14 protein-coding genes are annotated in these 15,776 nt (G+C 62.6%); 5 read left to right on the top strand and 9 right to left on the bottom strand.

Annotation, left to right across the window (positions count from 1 at the left end):
* Positions 1 to 5: 5 nt before the first annotated feature.
* The 6 genes from M1D74_RS15540 to M1D74_RS15515 are packed head-to-tail and all read right to left on the bottom strand — an operon-like array spanning position 6 to position 6,475.
* A complete protein-coding gene (locus M1D74_RS15540) occupies positions 6 to 809 on the bottom strand; it encodes an HpcH/HpaI aldolase family protein (RefSeq protein ID WP_309124272.1) in 804 nt (267 codons plus the stop codon).
* Positions 794 to 1,579: a 2-oxo-hept-4-ene-1,7-dioate hydratase gene (hpaH, locus tag M1D74_RS15535; protein ID WP_458115891.1), complete on the bottom strand. Its 786-nt coding sequence runs from the start codon at positions 1,577 to 1,579 to the stop codon at positions 794 to 796. Before hpaH ends, M1D74_RS15540 begins: the two co-directional genes overlap by 16 nt.
* Positions 1,580 to 1,581: 2 nt before the next feature.
* Positions 1,582 to 2,670 carry a 3,4-dihydroxyphenylacetate 2,3-dioxygenase gene (gene hpaD / locus M1D74_RS15530; protein WP_458115890.1) on the bottom strand — a complete coding sequence of 363 codons (1,089 nt, stop codon included), beginning with the start codon at positions 2,668 to 2,670 and terminating at the stop codon, positions 1,582 to 1,584.
* Positions 2,671 to 2,712: 42 nt separating this feature from the next.
* A complete protein-coding gene (gene hpaE / locus M1D74_RS15525; protein WP_458115889.1) occupies positions 2,713 to 4,251 on the bottom strand; it encodes a 5-carboxymethyl-2-hydroxymuconate semialdehyde dehydrogenase in 1,539 nt (512 codons plus the stop codon).
* Positions 4,252 to 4,275: 24 nt separating this feature from the next.
* Positions 4,276 to 4,983 (bottom strand): GntR family transcriptional regulator, encoded by a 708-nt coding sequence (locus M1D74_RS15520; RefSeq protein WP_375164434.1) that lies wholly within the window; start codon positions 4,981 to 4,983, stop codon positions 4,276 to 4,278.
* The gene (locus tag M1D74_RS15515) at positions 4,976 to 6,475 is read right to left on the bottom strand and encodes a fumarylacetoacetate hydrolase family protein (RefSeq protein WP_309072558.1); all 1,500 of its coding nucleotides are present in this window, start codon (positions 6,473 to 6,475) and stop codon (positions 4,976 to 4,978) included. Before M1D74_RS15515 ends, M1D74_RS15520 begins: the two co-directional genes overlap by 8 nt.
* Positions 6,476 to 6,718: 243 nt before the next feature.
* On the opposite strand from M1D74_RS15515, the gene M1D74_RS15510 reads away from it, so the two are divergent.
* Together M1D74_RS15510 and M1D74_RS15505 are read left to right on the top strand one after the other, a co-directional pair.
* Entirely contained in the window at positions 6,719 to 8,611 is a 1,893-nt protein-coding gene (locus M1D74_RS15510; protein WP_458115888.1) for an FAD-binding monooxygenase, read from the top strand.
* Between the two features lie 665 nt (positions 8,612 to 9,276).
* Positions 9,277 to 9,822 (top strand): hypothetical protein, encoded by a 546-nt coding sequence (locus M1D74_RS15505; RefSeq protein ID WP_458115887.1) that lies wholly within the window; start codon positions 9,277 to 9,279, stop codon positions 9,820 to 9,822.
* Positions 9,823 to 9,891: 69 nt separating this feature from the next.
* Here M1D74_RS15505 and M1D74_RS15500 read toward each other — a convergent pair whose 3' ends face one another.
* From M1D74_RS15500 to M1D74_RS15490, 3 genes are read right to left on the bottom strand one after another with little or no spacing between them, the layout of a single operon-like run.
* The gene (locus M1D74_RS15500; protein WP_458115886.1) at positions 9,892 to 10,827 is read right to left on the bottom strand and encodes a restriction endonuclease; all 936 of its coding nucleotides are present in this window, start codon (positions 10,825 to 10,827) and stop codon (positions 9,892 to 9,894) included.
* Positions 10,827 to 11,225, bottom strand: a complete 399-nt coding sequence (locus M1D74_RS15495; protein ID WP_458115885.1) for a type I restriction-modification system subunit M N-terminal domain-containing protein — start codon at positions 11,223 to 11,225, stop codon at positions 10,827 to 10,829. Before M1D74_RS15495 ends, M1D74_RS15500 begins: the two co-directional genes overlap by 1 nt.
* Positions 11,226 to 11,243: 18 nt before the next feature.
* Positions 11,244 to 12,284 (bottom strand): zinc-dependent alcohol dehydrogenase family protein, encoded by a 1,041-nt coding sequence (locus tag M1D74_RS15490; protein WP_458115884.1) that lies wholly within the window; start codon positions 12,282 to 12,284, stop codon positions 11,244 to 11,246.
* Positions 12,285 to 12,456: 172 nt separating this feature from the next.
* On the opposite strand from M1D74_RS15490, the gene M1D74_RS15485 reads away from it, so the two are divergent.
* The 3 genes from M1D74_RS15485 (at position 12,457) to M1D74_RS15475 (ending at position 15,708) form a co-directional block, all read left to right on the top strand.
* Entirely contained in the window at positions 12,457 to 12,708 is a 252-nt protein-coding gene (locus M1D74_RS15485; protein WP_309124291.1) for a hypothetical protein, read from the top strand.
* 100 nt (positions 12,709 to 12,808) lie between these two features.
* Positions 12,809 to 13,318, top strand: a complete 510-nt coding sequence (locus M1D74_RS15480; RefSeq protein WP_458115883.1) for a MarR family winged helix-turn-helix transcriptional regulator — start codon at positions 12,809 to 12,811, stop codon at positions 13,316 to 13,318.
* Positions 13,319 to 13,416: 98 nt separating this feature from the next.
* Entirely contained in the window at positions 13,417 to 15,708 is a 2,292-nt protein-coding gene (locus M1D74_RS15475; protein ID WP_458115882.1) for a beta-galactosidase, read from the top strand.
* Positions 15,709 to 15,776 lie beyond the last annotated feature (68 nt).

The raw sequence follows: 15,776 nt of genomic DNA, 5'->3' as shown, positions 1-15,776 counted from the left end.
AGAGGTCAGTAACTGGCGCGGGAATCGCGATCGGATGCAGGTATGAACTGGGCGGCGAGGGCTTCGGAGCCCCTGGCCAGCAGTGCGACGTCGGCGCCCACCAGGATGAAGCCGGCGCCGATGTCCAGGTAGTGACGCGCGGTCTCGGGATTGAAGGCGTTCACACCGGCCGGCTTGCCGGCCTCCTTCGCAGCTACAAGGCAGCGTTCGACGGCGGCGCGCACCTCCGGATGCTCCTGCTGGCCGAGTACGCCCATGGAAGCAGCGAGGTCGGAGGGGCCGACGAAAATGGCGTCCACGCCGTCGACCTTGAGGATGTCCTCCACTGCTTCAACAGCCGCTGTGGACTCGATCTGCACTGTCACGCTGATGGTCTCACTGGCGCGGGTTAGATAGTCGGGCACACGATTCCAGCGAGCGGCACGAGCCAGCGCCGAGCCGACCCCGCGCACACCCTCCGGCGGGTACCGGGTGGCGGCCACAGCGGCCTCGGCCTCTGCCACCGAGTGCACCATCGGGATGAGCAGGTTCTGAACACCGAGATCGAGGTACTGCTTGATCAGCACGGTGTCGTTGACGGGTGGCCGGACCATGGCGTGCACGGGGTAGCCGTGGACCGCCTGGAGCTGTGCGAGGATCGATTCCAGTCCGTTGGGACTGTGCTCGGCATCGACCAGGAGCCAGTCCAGGCCGGCTCCCGCGCAGAGCTCGGCGATCAGCGGGCTGCCCGAGCACACCCACATTCCCGCCAGCGGGCGGCCGGTGTCAGAAAGCGCTTCACGGAACGTGGTCTCTAGTGGAAGTGGCATGTCACAGCTCCGAGTGGTCCGTAATCGGCGTGGACGGTGTCGCCCTTGTGGACCCAGAGGGGGCGGGTGAAGGAACCGGCGAGGATGATGTCACCGGCCTTCAGCGCATCCCCGTGTGGGGCGATTTTGTTCGCCAGCCAGTGGACGCCCGCAGCGGGATGGTCCAGCACACCGGCGGCCACGCCGGTCTCCTCCACGGTCTGGTTCTTGTAGAGAATGGCCGCGACCCAGCGGAGGTCGACGGCGTCGGGCTTCACCGGGCGGCCGCCCACCACCATCGCGCCCATCGCAGCGTTGTCCGAGATGGTGTCCACTATGGTCCGGCCCTCCATTTCGATCCGGGAGTCCAGGATCTCAAGGGCCGGAACCACGTAATCGGTGGCATTCAGGACGTCGAAGATTGTGCAGCCCGGACCCTTCAGCCCGTCCTTCAGAACGAACGCGAGCTCCACCTCTACCCGGGGATGGGTGTACTTGTCCCACTCCACGGAGCAGCCCGTTTCCAGCACCATGTCATCGAAGATGGCACCGTAGTCGGGTTCGGTGATGCCCGTGGCCGCCTGCATCGCTTTCGACGTGAGGCCGATCTTGCGCCCCACCAGGGTGCGCCCGGCTTCCTCATTACGACGACGCCACAACTGTTGGACGGCGTAGGAGTCCTCGACGGTCATCTCCGGATAGCGTGCGGTCAGCCGGGGAACGGGAGTACGCGTTCGTCCGGCTTCCACCAGCTCGTCTGCAATAGCTTCAATCGTCGCGTCATCCAGCATGGTTACAGCTGCGCTCCCAGCTTGAAGCCCTGCTGGGCGGCAGCGCCGTCATCGTCCTGCTTGCGTGTGTAGGAGAAGCCGTCAGCGCCGACGGTGACCGCCATCTCGCTCTTCTCCTCGCGCTCGATGACCGGCTGCGGGTTGCCGTCGAGGTCCAGGACCAGGGACGCCTCGGTGTACCAGGACGGCACAACCGGGTTGCCCCACCAGTCACGGCGCTGGTTGTCATGGACGTCCCAGGTGATCGTGGGGTTGTCCGGGTCGCCGGTGTAGTAGTCCTGCGTGTAGATCTCGATGCGGTGGCCGTCCGGATCCAGGATGTAGAGGTAGAAGGCGTTGGAGACGCCGTGGCGTCCCGGCCCGCGCTCGATCCGGTCGCTGATGCGCAGCGCGCCCATCTTGTCGCAGATCTGGATGATGTTGTGCTTCTCATGGGTGGCGAACGCGACGTGGTGCATCCGCGGGCCGTTGCCGCCGGTGAGGGCAGTGTCATGAACCGTCTGCTTGCGGTGCATCCACGCGGCGTAGGTGACGCCGTCGGAGTCCTTGATGTCTTCGGAGACCCGGAAGCCGAGGTCCTCGAGGTACTTGCGGCCGCGCGGCACGTCGGGTGTGACCTGGTTGAAGTGGTCCAGGCGCACCAGCTCTCCGGCGGAGTAGAGGTCGTACCGCTGGGTGAGGCGCTCGACGTGCTCAACCTCGTAGAAGAACTCGTAGGGGAAGCCGAGCGGATCCTCGACCCGGACGGAATCACCGATGCCCTTGGTGAACCCTTCCGTGCGGCGCTCGGTCCGGCAGCCGAGCTCCTTGTAGTAGGCCTCGGCGGCGTCCACCTCAGCGGGTGACTTCACGCGGTAGGCGAAGGCGGCGACGGCGGCTACCGGTCCCTTGCGCAGCACCAGGTTGTGGTGGATGAACTCCTCCAGGGAGCGCAGGTAGATGTTGTTCTCATCTTCCTCGGTGACGTGAAGGCCGAGGACATCGACGTAGAACTCGCGTGACTTCGCGAGGTCGGTGACCACGATCTCCATGTACGCGCAACGCACAATGTCCGGAGCCGGAGCGGTGGGGGTGGGAACAAAGTCGGTCATGGTGTTCTCTCTTCTTCTTCGAGGAGGTAAAGGAAAGGTGGATTAACCCTCGTTGGCGGCGGAGGCTTCTACGCTGCCGAACTTCGGGGTGTGGACGGTGCCGAGCGTGATGTGCACGGCCTGCTGGTCGGTGTAGAAGTCGATGGAGCGGTAGCCGCCCTCGTGTCCCAGGCCCGAGGCCTTCACTCCGCCGAACGGGGTGCGGAGGTCACGCACATTGTGGCTGTTCAGCCACACCATGCCTGCTTCCACGTTTTGGGAGAAGTTGTGCGCACGGGTGAGGTTCTGCGTCCAGATGTAGGCGGCCAGCCCGTACCTGGTGTTGTTGGCGAGAGCCAGGGCTTCGTCGTCGTTCTCAAACGGGGTGATGGCGACAACTGGTCCGAAGATTTCTTCCTGGAAGATCCGTGCGTCGGGCGCGACGTCGGCAAAAACGGTAGGGGCGATGTAGTTGCCTTCGGGAAGGTGCTCGGGGCGGCCGCCGCCGGCGAGGAGCCGGCCCTCGGACTTGCCGATCTCCACGTACGAGGCCACTTTGTCGTAGTGCTCGGGGTGGACCAGCGCGCCGACCTGGGTCTTGGGATCATGCGGATCGCCGACGACGATGGTCTTTGCGCGGGCAGCGTACTTCTCGCAGAATTCGTCGTAAATTGCCCGCTCCACGAGGATGCGGGAGCCCGCGGTGCAGCGTTCGCCGTTCAGTGAGAAGACGCCGAAGAGGGCGGAGTCGACGGCTGCGTCGAGGTCCGCGTCGGCGAAGACGACGCAGGGGGATTTTCCGCCGAGCTCCATCGAGAGGCCCTTGAGGTTGGCGGCCGCATTGCGGAAGATCGTCTGGCCGGTGGTGGTCTCGCCCGTGAAGGAAATCAATGGAACCTCGGGGTGCTTGACCAGCGCGTCACCGGCTTCCTCGCCGAGGCCGTTGACCAGGTTGAAGACACCGTCCGGCAGTCCCGCGTCCTTGAAGATCTGCGCCCAGAGCGATGCGGAAAGAGGCGTGAACTCGGCAGGCTTCAGAACCACCGTGTTGCCGGTGGCCAGCGCCGGGGCGAGCTTCCAGGATTCGAGCATGAACGGCGTGTTCCACGGGGTGATCAGCCCGGCGACACCGATGGGCTTGCGGTTCACATAGTTGATCTGGGAGCCGGGAACCTTCATGGCGTCGTCGAACTGGGCCACGATGAGGTCAGCGAAGAAGCGGAAATTCTCTGCCGCGCGCAGGGCCTGGCCCTTTGCCTGCGTGATGGGCAGGCCGGTGTCGAACGTCTCCAGCTCGGCGAGCCGGGACTCCTGTGCTTCGACGGCGTCGGCGATCTTGTTCAGCACGCGGGCACGCTCTCGGGGCTTCATCTTCGGCCACGGACCGTTGACGAAGGCTTCCCGCGCAGCGGCGACGGCGAGGTCGATGTCTTCCTTCTGGCCGGCTGCCGCGGTCGCGTAGTTCTTGTTGGACACGGGATCCAGCACATCGAACGTCTTGCCGCCGACCGAGTCGACGAACTTGCCGTTGATGTAGTGCTGAATGTGCGTGGGCAGGTCCTGGGGCACGTAGTGGCTGGTTTCAGGGACGGTAGACGTCATTGTTCTCTTCCTGACTGCTGGGATTTATGTGGTGATGGCGGGCGCTTGCGCGAGGTAAGCGTCGAGGGTGGCGGAGCGGTGCTGCCGGGCAGCGCGCTCGATGGTGTCGGCGTCAGCATTCGATTCAATGAGCTGGAGCAGCGTTTCATGTTCGCGCACTGATTCGCGTGCGCGGCCTGGAACAAACCGAAAAGTCGAGGATCTCAGCGAAGCCAACCGGTTCCAACCCCGGTGAACGAGGTCGAGAATGTGCGGATTGGGGCAGTTCTCAAAGAGGACGCTATGGAAGTCCTGGTTGAGGCTGGTGAAACGAACCGGGTCAAAGTGGTCGAGGCATTCGCGCATCTCGTCGTTGATGGTCCGCGCCCGGGCAATCGCTGCTGAATCGACGAGCGGCGCTGACAGGGCGGTGGCAGCACCCTCCACAATGCTGAGGGTCTGCATCGTATAGAGGTACTCGGTCGGGTCGATTCCCGACACCGTTGCGCCGATGTTACGTTCGAACTTGACGAGTCCTTCGGCTTCCAGCCGCCGGATCGCTTCCCGCACGGGCACCACGCTGAAACCGAGATCCTCGGCAATCTTTGCCAGAACGAGGCGGTAGCCGGGGGAGAAGGTCCCCTCCACGATGCGCGCTTTGATAGAGGTATAGGCCTGCTCGGACTTACTGCCGGTCTTGGTGGCACCGGCTTCCCGCACGACGGCGGAACCTGCGACGGCGGTTTCAGTCACCTGATTTTCCTTCCGCGCTCGTTGCCCACTCCTGGTACTTCGCCTTCCATTCAGCATTCATCGGGAAGAGCCCGTCAACGCTGTGGCCCTGCTCGACCATCTCAAAGATGAAGACCTCTTCCTTCTCCTGCTGGATGCAGTCTTCGGCGACCTCTTCAGCCAGGGCCGGCGGAATGACCAGGATGCCGTCGGAGTCGGCCACGATGATGTCGCCCGGTTGGACGGTTGTTCCACCGCAGGCGATGGTGATGTCTGTATCCCACGGCACATGACGGCGGCCAAGGACAGCCGGATGCGGGTTCGAGAAGTAGGTAGGGATATCGAGGTCGGCAACGGCCGAGTAATCGCGGACACCGCCGTCGGTGATGATGGCGGCCGCACCACGAACCTGCGCACGCAGGGCCAGTACGTCGCCGATTGTCCCGGTGCCTTTTTCACCACGAGCTTCCATGACAATGATCTCGCCCTCATTCACCGAATCGATGACGCGCTTCTGGGCATTGAAGCCACCGCCGTGAGTCTTGAAGAGGTCTTCCCTGTTCGGGACGTAACGAAGAGTACGTGCCAGTCCCACCACGCGGCGATCGGGTCGCGTGCTCTGCAGGCCGTCAATGCTCACGTTGTCCAGCCCCCGCTTCCGCAGCTGTGAAGAGATAGTGGCGGTGGCGACGCCTTCGAGCTTCTTCTTCAGCTCCGGCGAAAGGGCCGGATCCGCCGGAGCCAGGCCGGCAGCCTCACGGGATCCGTATGCTTCCTCGCGCTGGGCATCATCCGGCTTGGGTTTGGCACCGAAGTCGGCGAACGGCATCGTTCCTTCCGCCACCCGCGTGGTGAGCATGCCGCTGGTATAGCCGCCGGACGTGACCTCGATTTCGATGACGTCGCCCGGCTGGGCAACCGAGGCGCCGGCAGGAGTGCCGGTAAGGATGACGTCGCCGGTCTCGAGGGTGAGGAGTTGGGAGAGATCGGCCACGAGTTGGGCGAAGGGGAAGAGCAGGTCCTCGGTGGTGTCGTCCTGGACACGCTCGCCGTTGTGCCAGGTGCGGATACGCAGTGCTGCGGGGTCCACCTGACCGGCGGGGATCAACTGCGGGCCGATGGGTGTAAAGCCGTCGCCTCCCTTGGATCGGACGTTGGATCCCTTGTCGGCGTAACGGAGGTCGTAGACGCCGAGGTCGTTGCTGGCGGTCACCCACTCAACGTGATGCCAGGCTTCGTCAGGTGTCACTCGACGGGCCGGCGTACCGATGATGAGCGCGATCTCCCCTTCGTAACCCAGCAGTTCACAGCCGAGCGGGCGCTCCACGGTGCCCGGTGCATCCGTGGATCCCAACGCGAGCGACGACGGCGGCTTGAGGAAGTAGGACGGCTGTTGCGGCGTGCGGCCCCGCTGCGCGGCGCGGCTCGGGTAGTTGATGTGGACGGCGATGACCTTGCGGGTGCGGGCAAGCAGATCCGCGCCCGCTGCCTGGACTTGAGACTCCATCGTCATGCCGGTTCTCCTTGAACATCAAGTGTAGAAATCAATGTACGAAATCGTATACGATGAGTATGTCGCGTCAGCGAGGCCACGTCAACCCCCTTTCAAGCGGCCCGAAGAGTGGTTGTGTTCCACGTCATGCACGTCGTACAGTTTTGACACCGCCATTCGTTATCTGAACCTTGTGTTCAAATAACGAACACCGTCCGGGTGGGCAACCAAAAAGTTCCACAAAGATGTGAGTGAGGAAAGCCCGTGCAGTTTCACCATCACGGTTATGTATCCGGTGACCCACGGGTCCAGCCAGCTGCCGGAACCGGCATAGACAGGCCTGAGGAGTTACCCGATGAGGTCGATGTCCTCATCGTCGGCAGCGGTCCTGCCGGAATGCTTGCCGCTGCCCAGTTGTCCCAGTTCCCGAGTATCACTACGCGCATCGTGGAGCGCCGTCCCGGAAGACTCGCCATTGGGCAGGCCGACGGGATCCAGGCCCGCAGTGTCGAGACCTTCCAGGCTTTCGGATTCGCTGAGCGCATCACTTCCGAGGCGTATCGCATCACGGAAATGGCGTTCTGGAAGCCGGACCCTGCGGACCCGTCACGCATCGTCCGGACCGCACGGCCGCTCGATGACCCCACCGGCATCAGCGAATTCCCGCACCTCATCGTCAATCAGGCGCGCGTTCTCGATTACTTCGCGGAATTCGCGGCGAACGCACCTACCCGCACCAAGCCGGACTATGGGTACGACTTCCAACACCTCGAGGTGGCCGGCGAGGGCGAGTACCCCGTGACCGTCACGCTGCTTCACACGGCGGGACCGCTTGAGGGTCAGGAGCGCACCGTCCGCGCGAAATACGTCATCGGGGCGGATGGGGCACGCAGCAAAGTCCGCAAGGCAATCGGCTGCACGCTCGCCGGCGATGCAGCCAATCATGCCTGGGGCGTCATGGATGTCCTCGCCGTAACGGACTTCCCCGACATCCGGCTCAAGTGCGCCATCCAGTCGGGCGGGGGCGGAAGCATCCTGCTCATTCCGCGTGAGGGCGGCCATCTCTTCCGGATGTACGTCGATCTCGGTGAAGTTGACGCCCACACGAAGGGCGATATCCGCAGCACCACCATCGATGAGATCATCGAGAAGGCTAATGCGATCCTTTCTCCGTACACCCTCGATGTCCGCAATGTCGCCTGGCACAGCGTGTACGAGGTGGGCCACCGCCTGACGGACAGGTTCGACGACGTCCTTCCGGAGGAGCTCGGAACGCGTACTCCGCGCGTCTTCATTACCGGCGATGCCTGCCATACGCACAGCGCGAAGGCCGGTCAGGGGATGAACGTCTCCATGCAGGACGGTTTCAACATCGCCTGGAAACTGGGCCACGTCCTTGAAGGCCGAAGCCCGGAGAGCCTGCTGTCAACGTACTCCGCTGAACGCCAAGTGGTTGCAAAGAATCTCATCGACTTTGACAAGCAGTGGTCAACGTTGATGGCCAAGAAACCCGAAGAGTTCGAAGACCCCACGGAACTGGAGAACTTCTACGTCCGCACGATGGAGTTCCCCGCCGGCTTCATGACGGAGTACTCGCCGTCGATGATCGTGGGGGAGCCGATACATCAGGAGTTGGCAACCGGGTTCCCGATCGGTAAGCGCTTCAAGTCAGCGCCCGTGATGCGGGTTTGCGACACCAATCCGATCCACCTCGGCCACCACGCCACGGCAGACGGACGATGGCGCATCTACGTCTTCGCGGACGAGCCCCTGCCCGGCAACCCCTCGAAGGTCACCAACTTCGCCGAGTGGCTAATGAAGTCGCCGGAATCGCCGTTGTCGGCCGCGCCTGCGGGCGCGGATCTTGACGCCTGGTTCGATGTAAAGGTGGTCTATCAGCAGGATCACCACTCCATCGATATCAACGCCGTGCCGGAAGTATTCAAGCCTCAGGTCGGGCCGTTCAAGCTGAACTACCTGGAAAAGGTGTTCGGCGTAGACCCGGCCCAGGATATCTTCGAGCTGCGCGGGCTCGATCGAGACGGGGTCGTCGTCGTCGTTCGTCCCGACCAGTACGTAGCCAATGTCCTGCCGCTGACTGCGACGGCGGAACTCGCCGCTTTCTTCGCGGGCATAGAGGCGGGCGCGCGGGTCTGAGCCGGCGCTGAGGATCAGGCGGCCTGCTTCAGCCAGCTCGGGTTGTCTCCGGAAAGCGCAGTACGCGGTCGAGGGTGTCCAGATGCTCTTCGTGGAAGAGTTGCTCTGGCCCGGCAGGAGCAAGACCGTTGAATGGTGACATGTACAGGTGACGCACCTCCTCACACCATGGCGGACAAGATGGATCACGCGACCATTCAGTGTCTTCGACGCAACCGGCCCCTACCAAGTTGGACCTAGAAGAACTGCAAAGGCTGCTGCTCTAAAGTGGCGCCGGCTCGCGTGAGGATCTGGAGCGTGCGGCGTCAGAAGGATTGGGCCACTTTGTGCGGTCGCTGGTGGGGCTCACGCGAAACTGAAAGGGCGGGGGCTTGCCGGGCTCTGTCAGTAGAACGTTGCTGTAACAAAGGACCGGTGTGTCGTTCCGACGCCCCTTACAGCGAAGTTCCTCGCTTAAGCTTGAACGCACCAAAGGGGTGAGGTGGCCGATGCCGTGCACGGCCACCACAAATAAATCAGATTGATGAGGCGGGGGAATGAACGGCGGCAGACACTTGTACAAAATTATCGCTTTCACAGCGATGCTTGTTCTTGGGGCAACGGGATGTGCGAACACAGATGACCTTGGTGCAGGCTCGGAACGGGACCCTGCCCCGTCCCAGTCTGTGACGGCATCGGAAGAGGCTGTTGTGGAGGCCTCAGAAGAGGCTGCGGAGGAACTGGACGCCGACGAATCCGAAGCGTCGGAAGAAGACTGGCGATTCGTGGAGAAGTTCGCTGAACCTTTCGTGTGGGAGGACAGCGGGGTACGGCTATCGATCACCGGCGTCGGCATAACCGATGCAACTTCAAGTGAAGTGCCTGCCGAGGTTAGTCAGGTGCTAGGCGAAGATACCCAGACCGTTGTAGTCCTCGAGATGACGGCGTCGAATGACACCGGTCAGGTCATCAACTTCTTCCCCGGCCAAGGCACAATTCAACTCCTTCGGGAGCAGATAACCTCAGAAATTTTCCTCAGCGACTCAATCGCGGGAAACGACTGGCGTGACGGCGTGGACGGTGACGGTCAGGTTTTCTGGGCGCTTCAAAACACCAGTTTCAGGGAAGCAGTAGATGCGGGTGAACTGACTTTCATCTCAAGCGCCGCATCCTCAACCGAGGATTTCCAAAGCCTGACGGCAGAGGTTGAGATCGCCGTCAGCTGGGGCTAGCGGAAACCAGATTCCATTGGCGGAGGCTGCTGGTGCGTGGTTCCGGGAAGGGGATCACGCGCCGGCTGTTTATTCGAAGTAGTCCTCGTCGAGGTCGACGACGTCGTAGGTTTGATTCACCTGGACGCCTACCCGGTACTTGATCATAAGGTTCACGAGCCGGACGCTGTCGATCAAGATCACGCGGGACGGGATGCTCGCGGCGTAGGTGCGCGCATGGTCGGTGAACCTGCTCGTAGTAATGAAGACGCCCCGCGATGCGCCGGCACCATGGAGGGCGCCGACGAAAGCCTGAATGGTTTCGCGACCCACGTTGTTGCCGTCCCTGTAGCGTTTGGCCTGAATGTAGATTTGGTCAAGCCCGAGTGCGTCTTGATCTATAACGCCGTCGACGCCGCCATCGCCAGTTCCGCCGATCCGCTTGCCACGTTGTTCTGCGCCGCCGTAGCCCATCTTGAGGAGCAGATCGACGACGGCTTGTTCAAAGAATGCGGGATGGCTGTCCCTGAGCCGCTGAAGCAACTCGTCTCCGACTTTGGCGTGAATCTTGTCTACGCTGTCCTCAATTTGCTCGACCGGGTCAAGATCCTCGAGCAATGTGTCATCTGCTTGTTGCTCGCTTCCAGATGATGCCTTCGCGGTCTTTGGCCAGAAAGGCGCGAAGAACGCATGGGCTTGTGAGTAGTCCATGCCGTTGGGGTGAACCGCGTACCACGCACGACCGGCGTCGTTGATCTCGTACTCACCCCGAGTTGGGCGGGAAAGAAGTCCTGCTCTCATGAGATGGCTGAGTACCCACCCCATCCGCTGCTCATATCGCAGATTCCCCTTCTTCAGCCGCTCGGCCCGAGCAGTCTCGCTCAAGCCGGCGACATCGGCCGCCCGGCTAAACAGCTCCCGTCGGTGATAACGCTTACCATCAGACAAGACTTCGAGAACCGGCGCGAGAAGGGCGGGCCAGATGGGAACCTGAGTTGTAGCTGCGTCGGTTACTGGCTCGGTCATCAAAGTTCTCCTTTGGACGCACGGTGCTGAAGAGAGGCGAAGAGGGTTGAGTTATCGCCGCTGGAATCCTTGGTCAGCTCGTCACGTAGGATCGGAAACATGTGCTCGGAGAAAAGAGTGAACTCTTCGTCACGCGAGAAGTCCTTGAACTTGCTCCACCGACGGTCGCTCTGGCTGCGGCCGCGATGATCAGTGCCGTCGGGGAAAATCGAATTCGTGATCTGTTCACCACCCATGCGGTTAGCTTGTCGTCCCAACGCAGTTTGAGCTTCGTCGAGCCGCTTCAAAAACAACAGGTACTTAATCTGTTCAATGACTTCCAATGGGTTCGAGATGCCGCCCGTCCACAAGGTATCCCGAACCTTGTCTACCTGCGCGCGCACTGTCCCGTTGATCACGTGTTCCAGCTTAAGCTGTCAGCGCGTCGGGTCGATGATCGTCATCCCGGCCGGCTTTGCCCGGTCGAACCCGGGCAACAGCACAGCCGCCTCCGCGAGACCCACGGTTCGTTCGATCAACAGATCGGGGCGCAGCGAACCCTGCTCAATGAGGGCCAGCATTCCCGGATAGTCGACGGCCGCCATGCCATGGCTGCCCAGCACATCGAGCTCCCATGCGATCACCCGGGCAATGGGCACCCGGGGATGCCCGCCGATCGGAGGGATCAGTCCAATCTGCACGTGCCTGCCGCGACGCCGGAGGCTCCAAATGGCGTCGGCGGAGGTCTGCTCGCTGCCGACGGCATCGACGGCGACATGGCTCCCGCCGCCCGTGATGTCGCTGACCACAGCAGGAAGGTCGGTCCCGCCGTCGGCAATCAGCGTGTGTTCTGCGCCTAGCCGGGAAGCTACCGACAGCGCCTCGGAGTTCCGGTCAACAGCAATCACCCGGGCGCCCAGCGCCTGGGCAATCATCACCGCACTCAGTCCGACCCCGCCGGCTCCGATTACCGTGACCCACTCATCCGGCTGCACCCTCGCCCGACCAACCAACGCGCGATACGCCGTCGCAAATCTGCAACCCAGACTGGCGGCTGTGGAGAAGTCCACCGCCTCGGGAATGGCCACCAGATTCGTGTCGGCAGCGTGCAAAGCGACGTACTCGGCGAACGATCCCCAGTGGGTGAACCCGGGCTGTTGCTGGTGAGGGCAGACTTGGGCGTCACCGGCGAGGCACCATTCACAACGGCCGCAGCCACACACAAAGGGAACCGTGACGCGGTCGCCAATCTTCCAGCGAACGACGCCTGTTCCGACCTCGATGATGACACCGGCCAGTTCGTGGCCCGGTACGTGGGGGTACGCGATGTCGTCGTGCCCGGCCCAGGCGTGCCAGTCACTGCGGCACAGACCGGTCGCCCTGACTTCGACGACGACGCCGTCGGGCTGCACGGAAGGCGCAGGCACCTCGCGTACCTCCGGCACCCCTTGAACCTCATCAACAACTACTGCGCGCATTGCTGGAGTCTAAGCTGCCGAATACCTTCGATGCGCGTCACCGGCCCTTCCGGCAGCATCCTGTAACCCCTCGTGATTGAAACGTGATTGTAGTGATGCAGATTGCATCGCTACTGATCTTCGGTAAGCTACAAATTCCTTGATGGTGGTTCGTGTCTGTGGAGGAGTTGTAATGAATAGTAAATTCAGATTGACCCCGAGCACCCCGATGCCAGAAAATCTGGAGCTCTTGGAAGATGAAGCTGTGCATGTGCTGCATAGCAGGCTGCGGCGTCAGATGGACGCAGAATACTCCAACGGCTGGTTCTCCTATGAGACCGAAGTGCGCCTGGACGAGGTCCGGGCAGAGCTGGATCGCCGGGAAAGTGGAGAATCTGCCGCAGTAGTTCCCGAGTCCCGAGCAGGCCGGCTCGTCGCAAGCTGACCGCCCCGGCAGTGCAGCCATTTACTCAAGCTCCTACTCCTGGCTGAGGTCCTGAGCCACCGGGGAGTGTTACTGATGCCGCTCATATGCGGCAGTGGGGATGATGATGGATTTTGCCAATTGGCCTACTAACCGGCTTCTCAACACCGCCGCCCGACTGACCGAAAACACCTCGACGGATCTCTTCCGGGGTCTGGGGATCACTCCGGCCGGTTTTGCCGCCCTTCGTGTCCTCTCCCAGGGGCACGAAATGGGTCAGTCCGAGCTGGCTGAGCGGCTTCGTGTGCGGCCTGAGACCCTGGCCAAGGTGATTGATCGGCTCGTGTTGAGTGAGCTGATCGTGCAAAGCGCGAGAACGAGTGACAAGCATGACGTTCAGCTGCGTATCACTCAAGAAGGGCGGAAGCTGATAGCCCGTGCGGACGCGCTTGAAGAGGAGCAGGAGCGCACACTGGGATCCGACGAACAACTGCGAACCGAACTCATCAACCGCATCAGGGCGCTCGGCCTCGACGCCGGTGCTGACCAGAAACGTCCAACCCTGAAGCTGGTACCGAAGATAAGCCCCCAGGAGGGTGACGACGGCGGGTCGCGCTCCGCAGTCGTCTGACGGCGAATCTCGAAATAGAGCTTCGGCCGGATTATGACGGTGTAGCGCTCTCATCTGCAGCCCTTGCCGCCTGCTCGGAAAACGCTTACCGTCGGGTCATGCCCCCTTTGAAGATCACCCACCGCGCCTGGGATGCTCCCGAAACCCGCCCACGGATGGCCAACGACGTGGATCACCGGCCCGGACTTGGACTCACCAACAGGAGCATCCTCCGAAACGGGCAGCCTTGGATACCGGTCACCGGCGAAATGCACTACAGCCGCCAGCCCCGCGAGCGGTGGGCAGAGGCATTGCAGCTCATGAAGGCCGGAGGCGTAACTGTTGTAGCGACCTACATCTTCTGGATTCATCACCAGCCAGGCGAGGATGAACCGAGCTTTGAGGGGAACCTGGACCTGGCAGCTTTCGTGGCACTCTGCGCGGAGACAGGGCTGGAGGTCATCCTTCGGCTGGGACCCTGGTGTCATGGTGAGGTCCGCAACGGTGGTCATCCCGACTGGGTGGTCGACGCCGACTATGCCGAGCGCACGAATGATCCCGCTTATCTGGAGGCCGTCCGGACCTGGTTCGGCTTCATCGGCAGGGAGGTCGCAGAGCTGTGCGGGAGCCACGGACCGGTGATCGGCATCCAGCTCGAGAACGAACTGTACGACCAGCCGGATCACATCCTCGCCCTGAAGGACATCGCGCGTGAGGCGGGGCTGCACGCGCCGCTATGGACGGCGACCGCCTGGGGGAGTGCCGATATTCCGATCGGTGAGGTCTTCCCGCTCTACGGTGGATACTCGGACGGCTTCTGGGTGGACTCCGACCAGGGCTGGGACGAAAGCTTTCAGGCCCACTTCACCTTCTCCCACCAGTGGGACGATCCCGGCATCGGCAAGGACCTCGCAGGCAAGGACTGGACCGGTGTTGTCGGCGCCAAGCACCCCGATTTCCCTGCTGCCACCTGTGAACTCGGTGGAGGTATGGCCACCGCCTACCACCGCCGTCCTGCACCAACCGCCCGCGATATCGCCGCAGTGGCGCTGTGCAAGCTGGGAAGCGGGTCAACCTGGCAGGGCTACTACATGTATGTCGGCGGCACGAACCCCCGGAACGCGCTACAGGAGTCGCACGCTACCGGTTACCCGAACGATCTCCCTGAGTTCAATTACGACTTCGCGGCTCCCATCGGGGCGCACCTCCAAACCCGTGAAAGCTTCCACCGGCTACGGAATCAGCACTCGTTTTTGGACGCTTTCGGATCCCGCCTCGCGGCGATGAACGCCACCATTCCAGACAACGACGGCGGCCTGCGCTGGGCTCTGCGCAGCGACGGCACAAGCGGGTTCGTGTTCATCAACAACCACCGGCCCTTCGAACCGTTGCCTGCCCACGCAGGCACCCAGTTCGAGATCACCCTCGCTGACGGACAAGTCTGCCTCCCGCACCGCCCCGTCACGATCCCGCCGGGGGAGTTCATGTTGTGGCCGGTGCAACTGGAGGTGGGAGGCGTCGTCGTACGTTGGGCAACGCTGAGCGTCCTGACGGTTCTTGAGCCGGAGAACGAGCCTCCCGTCCTGGTACTCGCAACCCATGAGGGTGTCGATGCACACCTCGCGGTACCGGCCGGTTACCGGGTCGACGGTCATCCCGGTGTGGAGAGAGACGGGGAACTGGTGCTTGAGGAGCTTCAGCCTGGCCTCATTCTCCTCACCAGCACCTCCGGCGCCAGGCTGCGCCTGTTGATTCTTTCGGCTGCCCAGGCGTTGGAAGCGTGGACGCCCGTTATCGGGGGTGCCCGAAGACTGGTGCTCTCCCGCAGCGGCATCGTTGAGCAGGACGGCAGTCTGGCCGTGATTGCATCGGAGCCGGCTGAGGTGTCTGTCTTCCCTCCGTTGGGTGGCCCCAATGACAGCGAGTTCTTCTCCCGTCACTCAGTTCGCCTGCCGGAGCAGAAGTTCCAGGTCGTGGTTGAGGAAATTGCTCCCGCCTCTCCGCCGCCGCCTGCAACCATCGGCGTTCCGGGCCGCGCTTCGGCGCCGAGTCCCGAGCAGTTCAGTCGCCACGCCGCGCGGTTCCGGATCACGGTCAAGGGGGAAGCGGCGGCGGGTGTCCGCTCGTTGCTGAGGCTGCAGATCGTCGGCGACGTGGCGTCGTCGTTCTTTGAGGGACGGAAAGAGGACGTTTACTGGAACGGATCAGCCTGGGACATTGACATCACGCCGGGCGAGGCCACGAACCGCCGTGAGGTGAAGGTGCAGATCTACCCGCTGAGCGCTGACACACCCGTTTGGCTTCCCGAGGCCGCTGCCCGCATAAAATCCTCACTGGTTCGGCCGACGGCGGACATTGCCCGTGCCGCTGTTGTCACCGTCGGGACCGTCCAGCTCGCTGGAGGCTCCTGAGCCTGTAGACAGCCGCGCTACTGCCTCTGCCGCCTGGGATGCAGCGAGTCCGGCACTATCGGACTGCG

It is taken from the genome of Arthrobacter sp. D2-10 (assembly GCF_054161285.1).
This window is presented reverse-complemented; position numbering and strand designations above follow the sequence as displayed.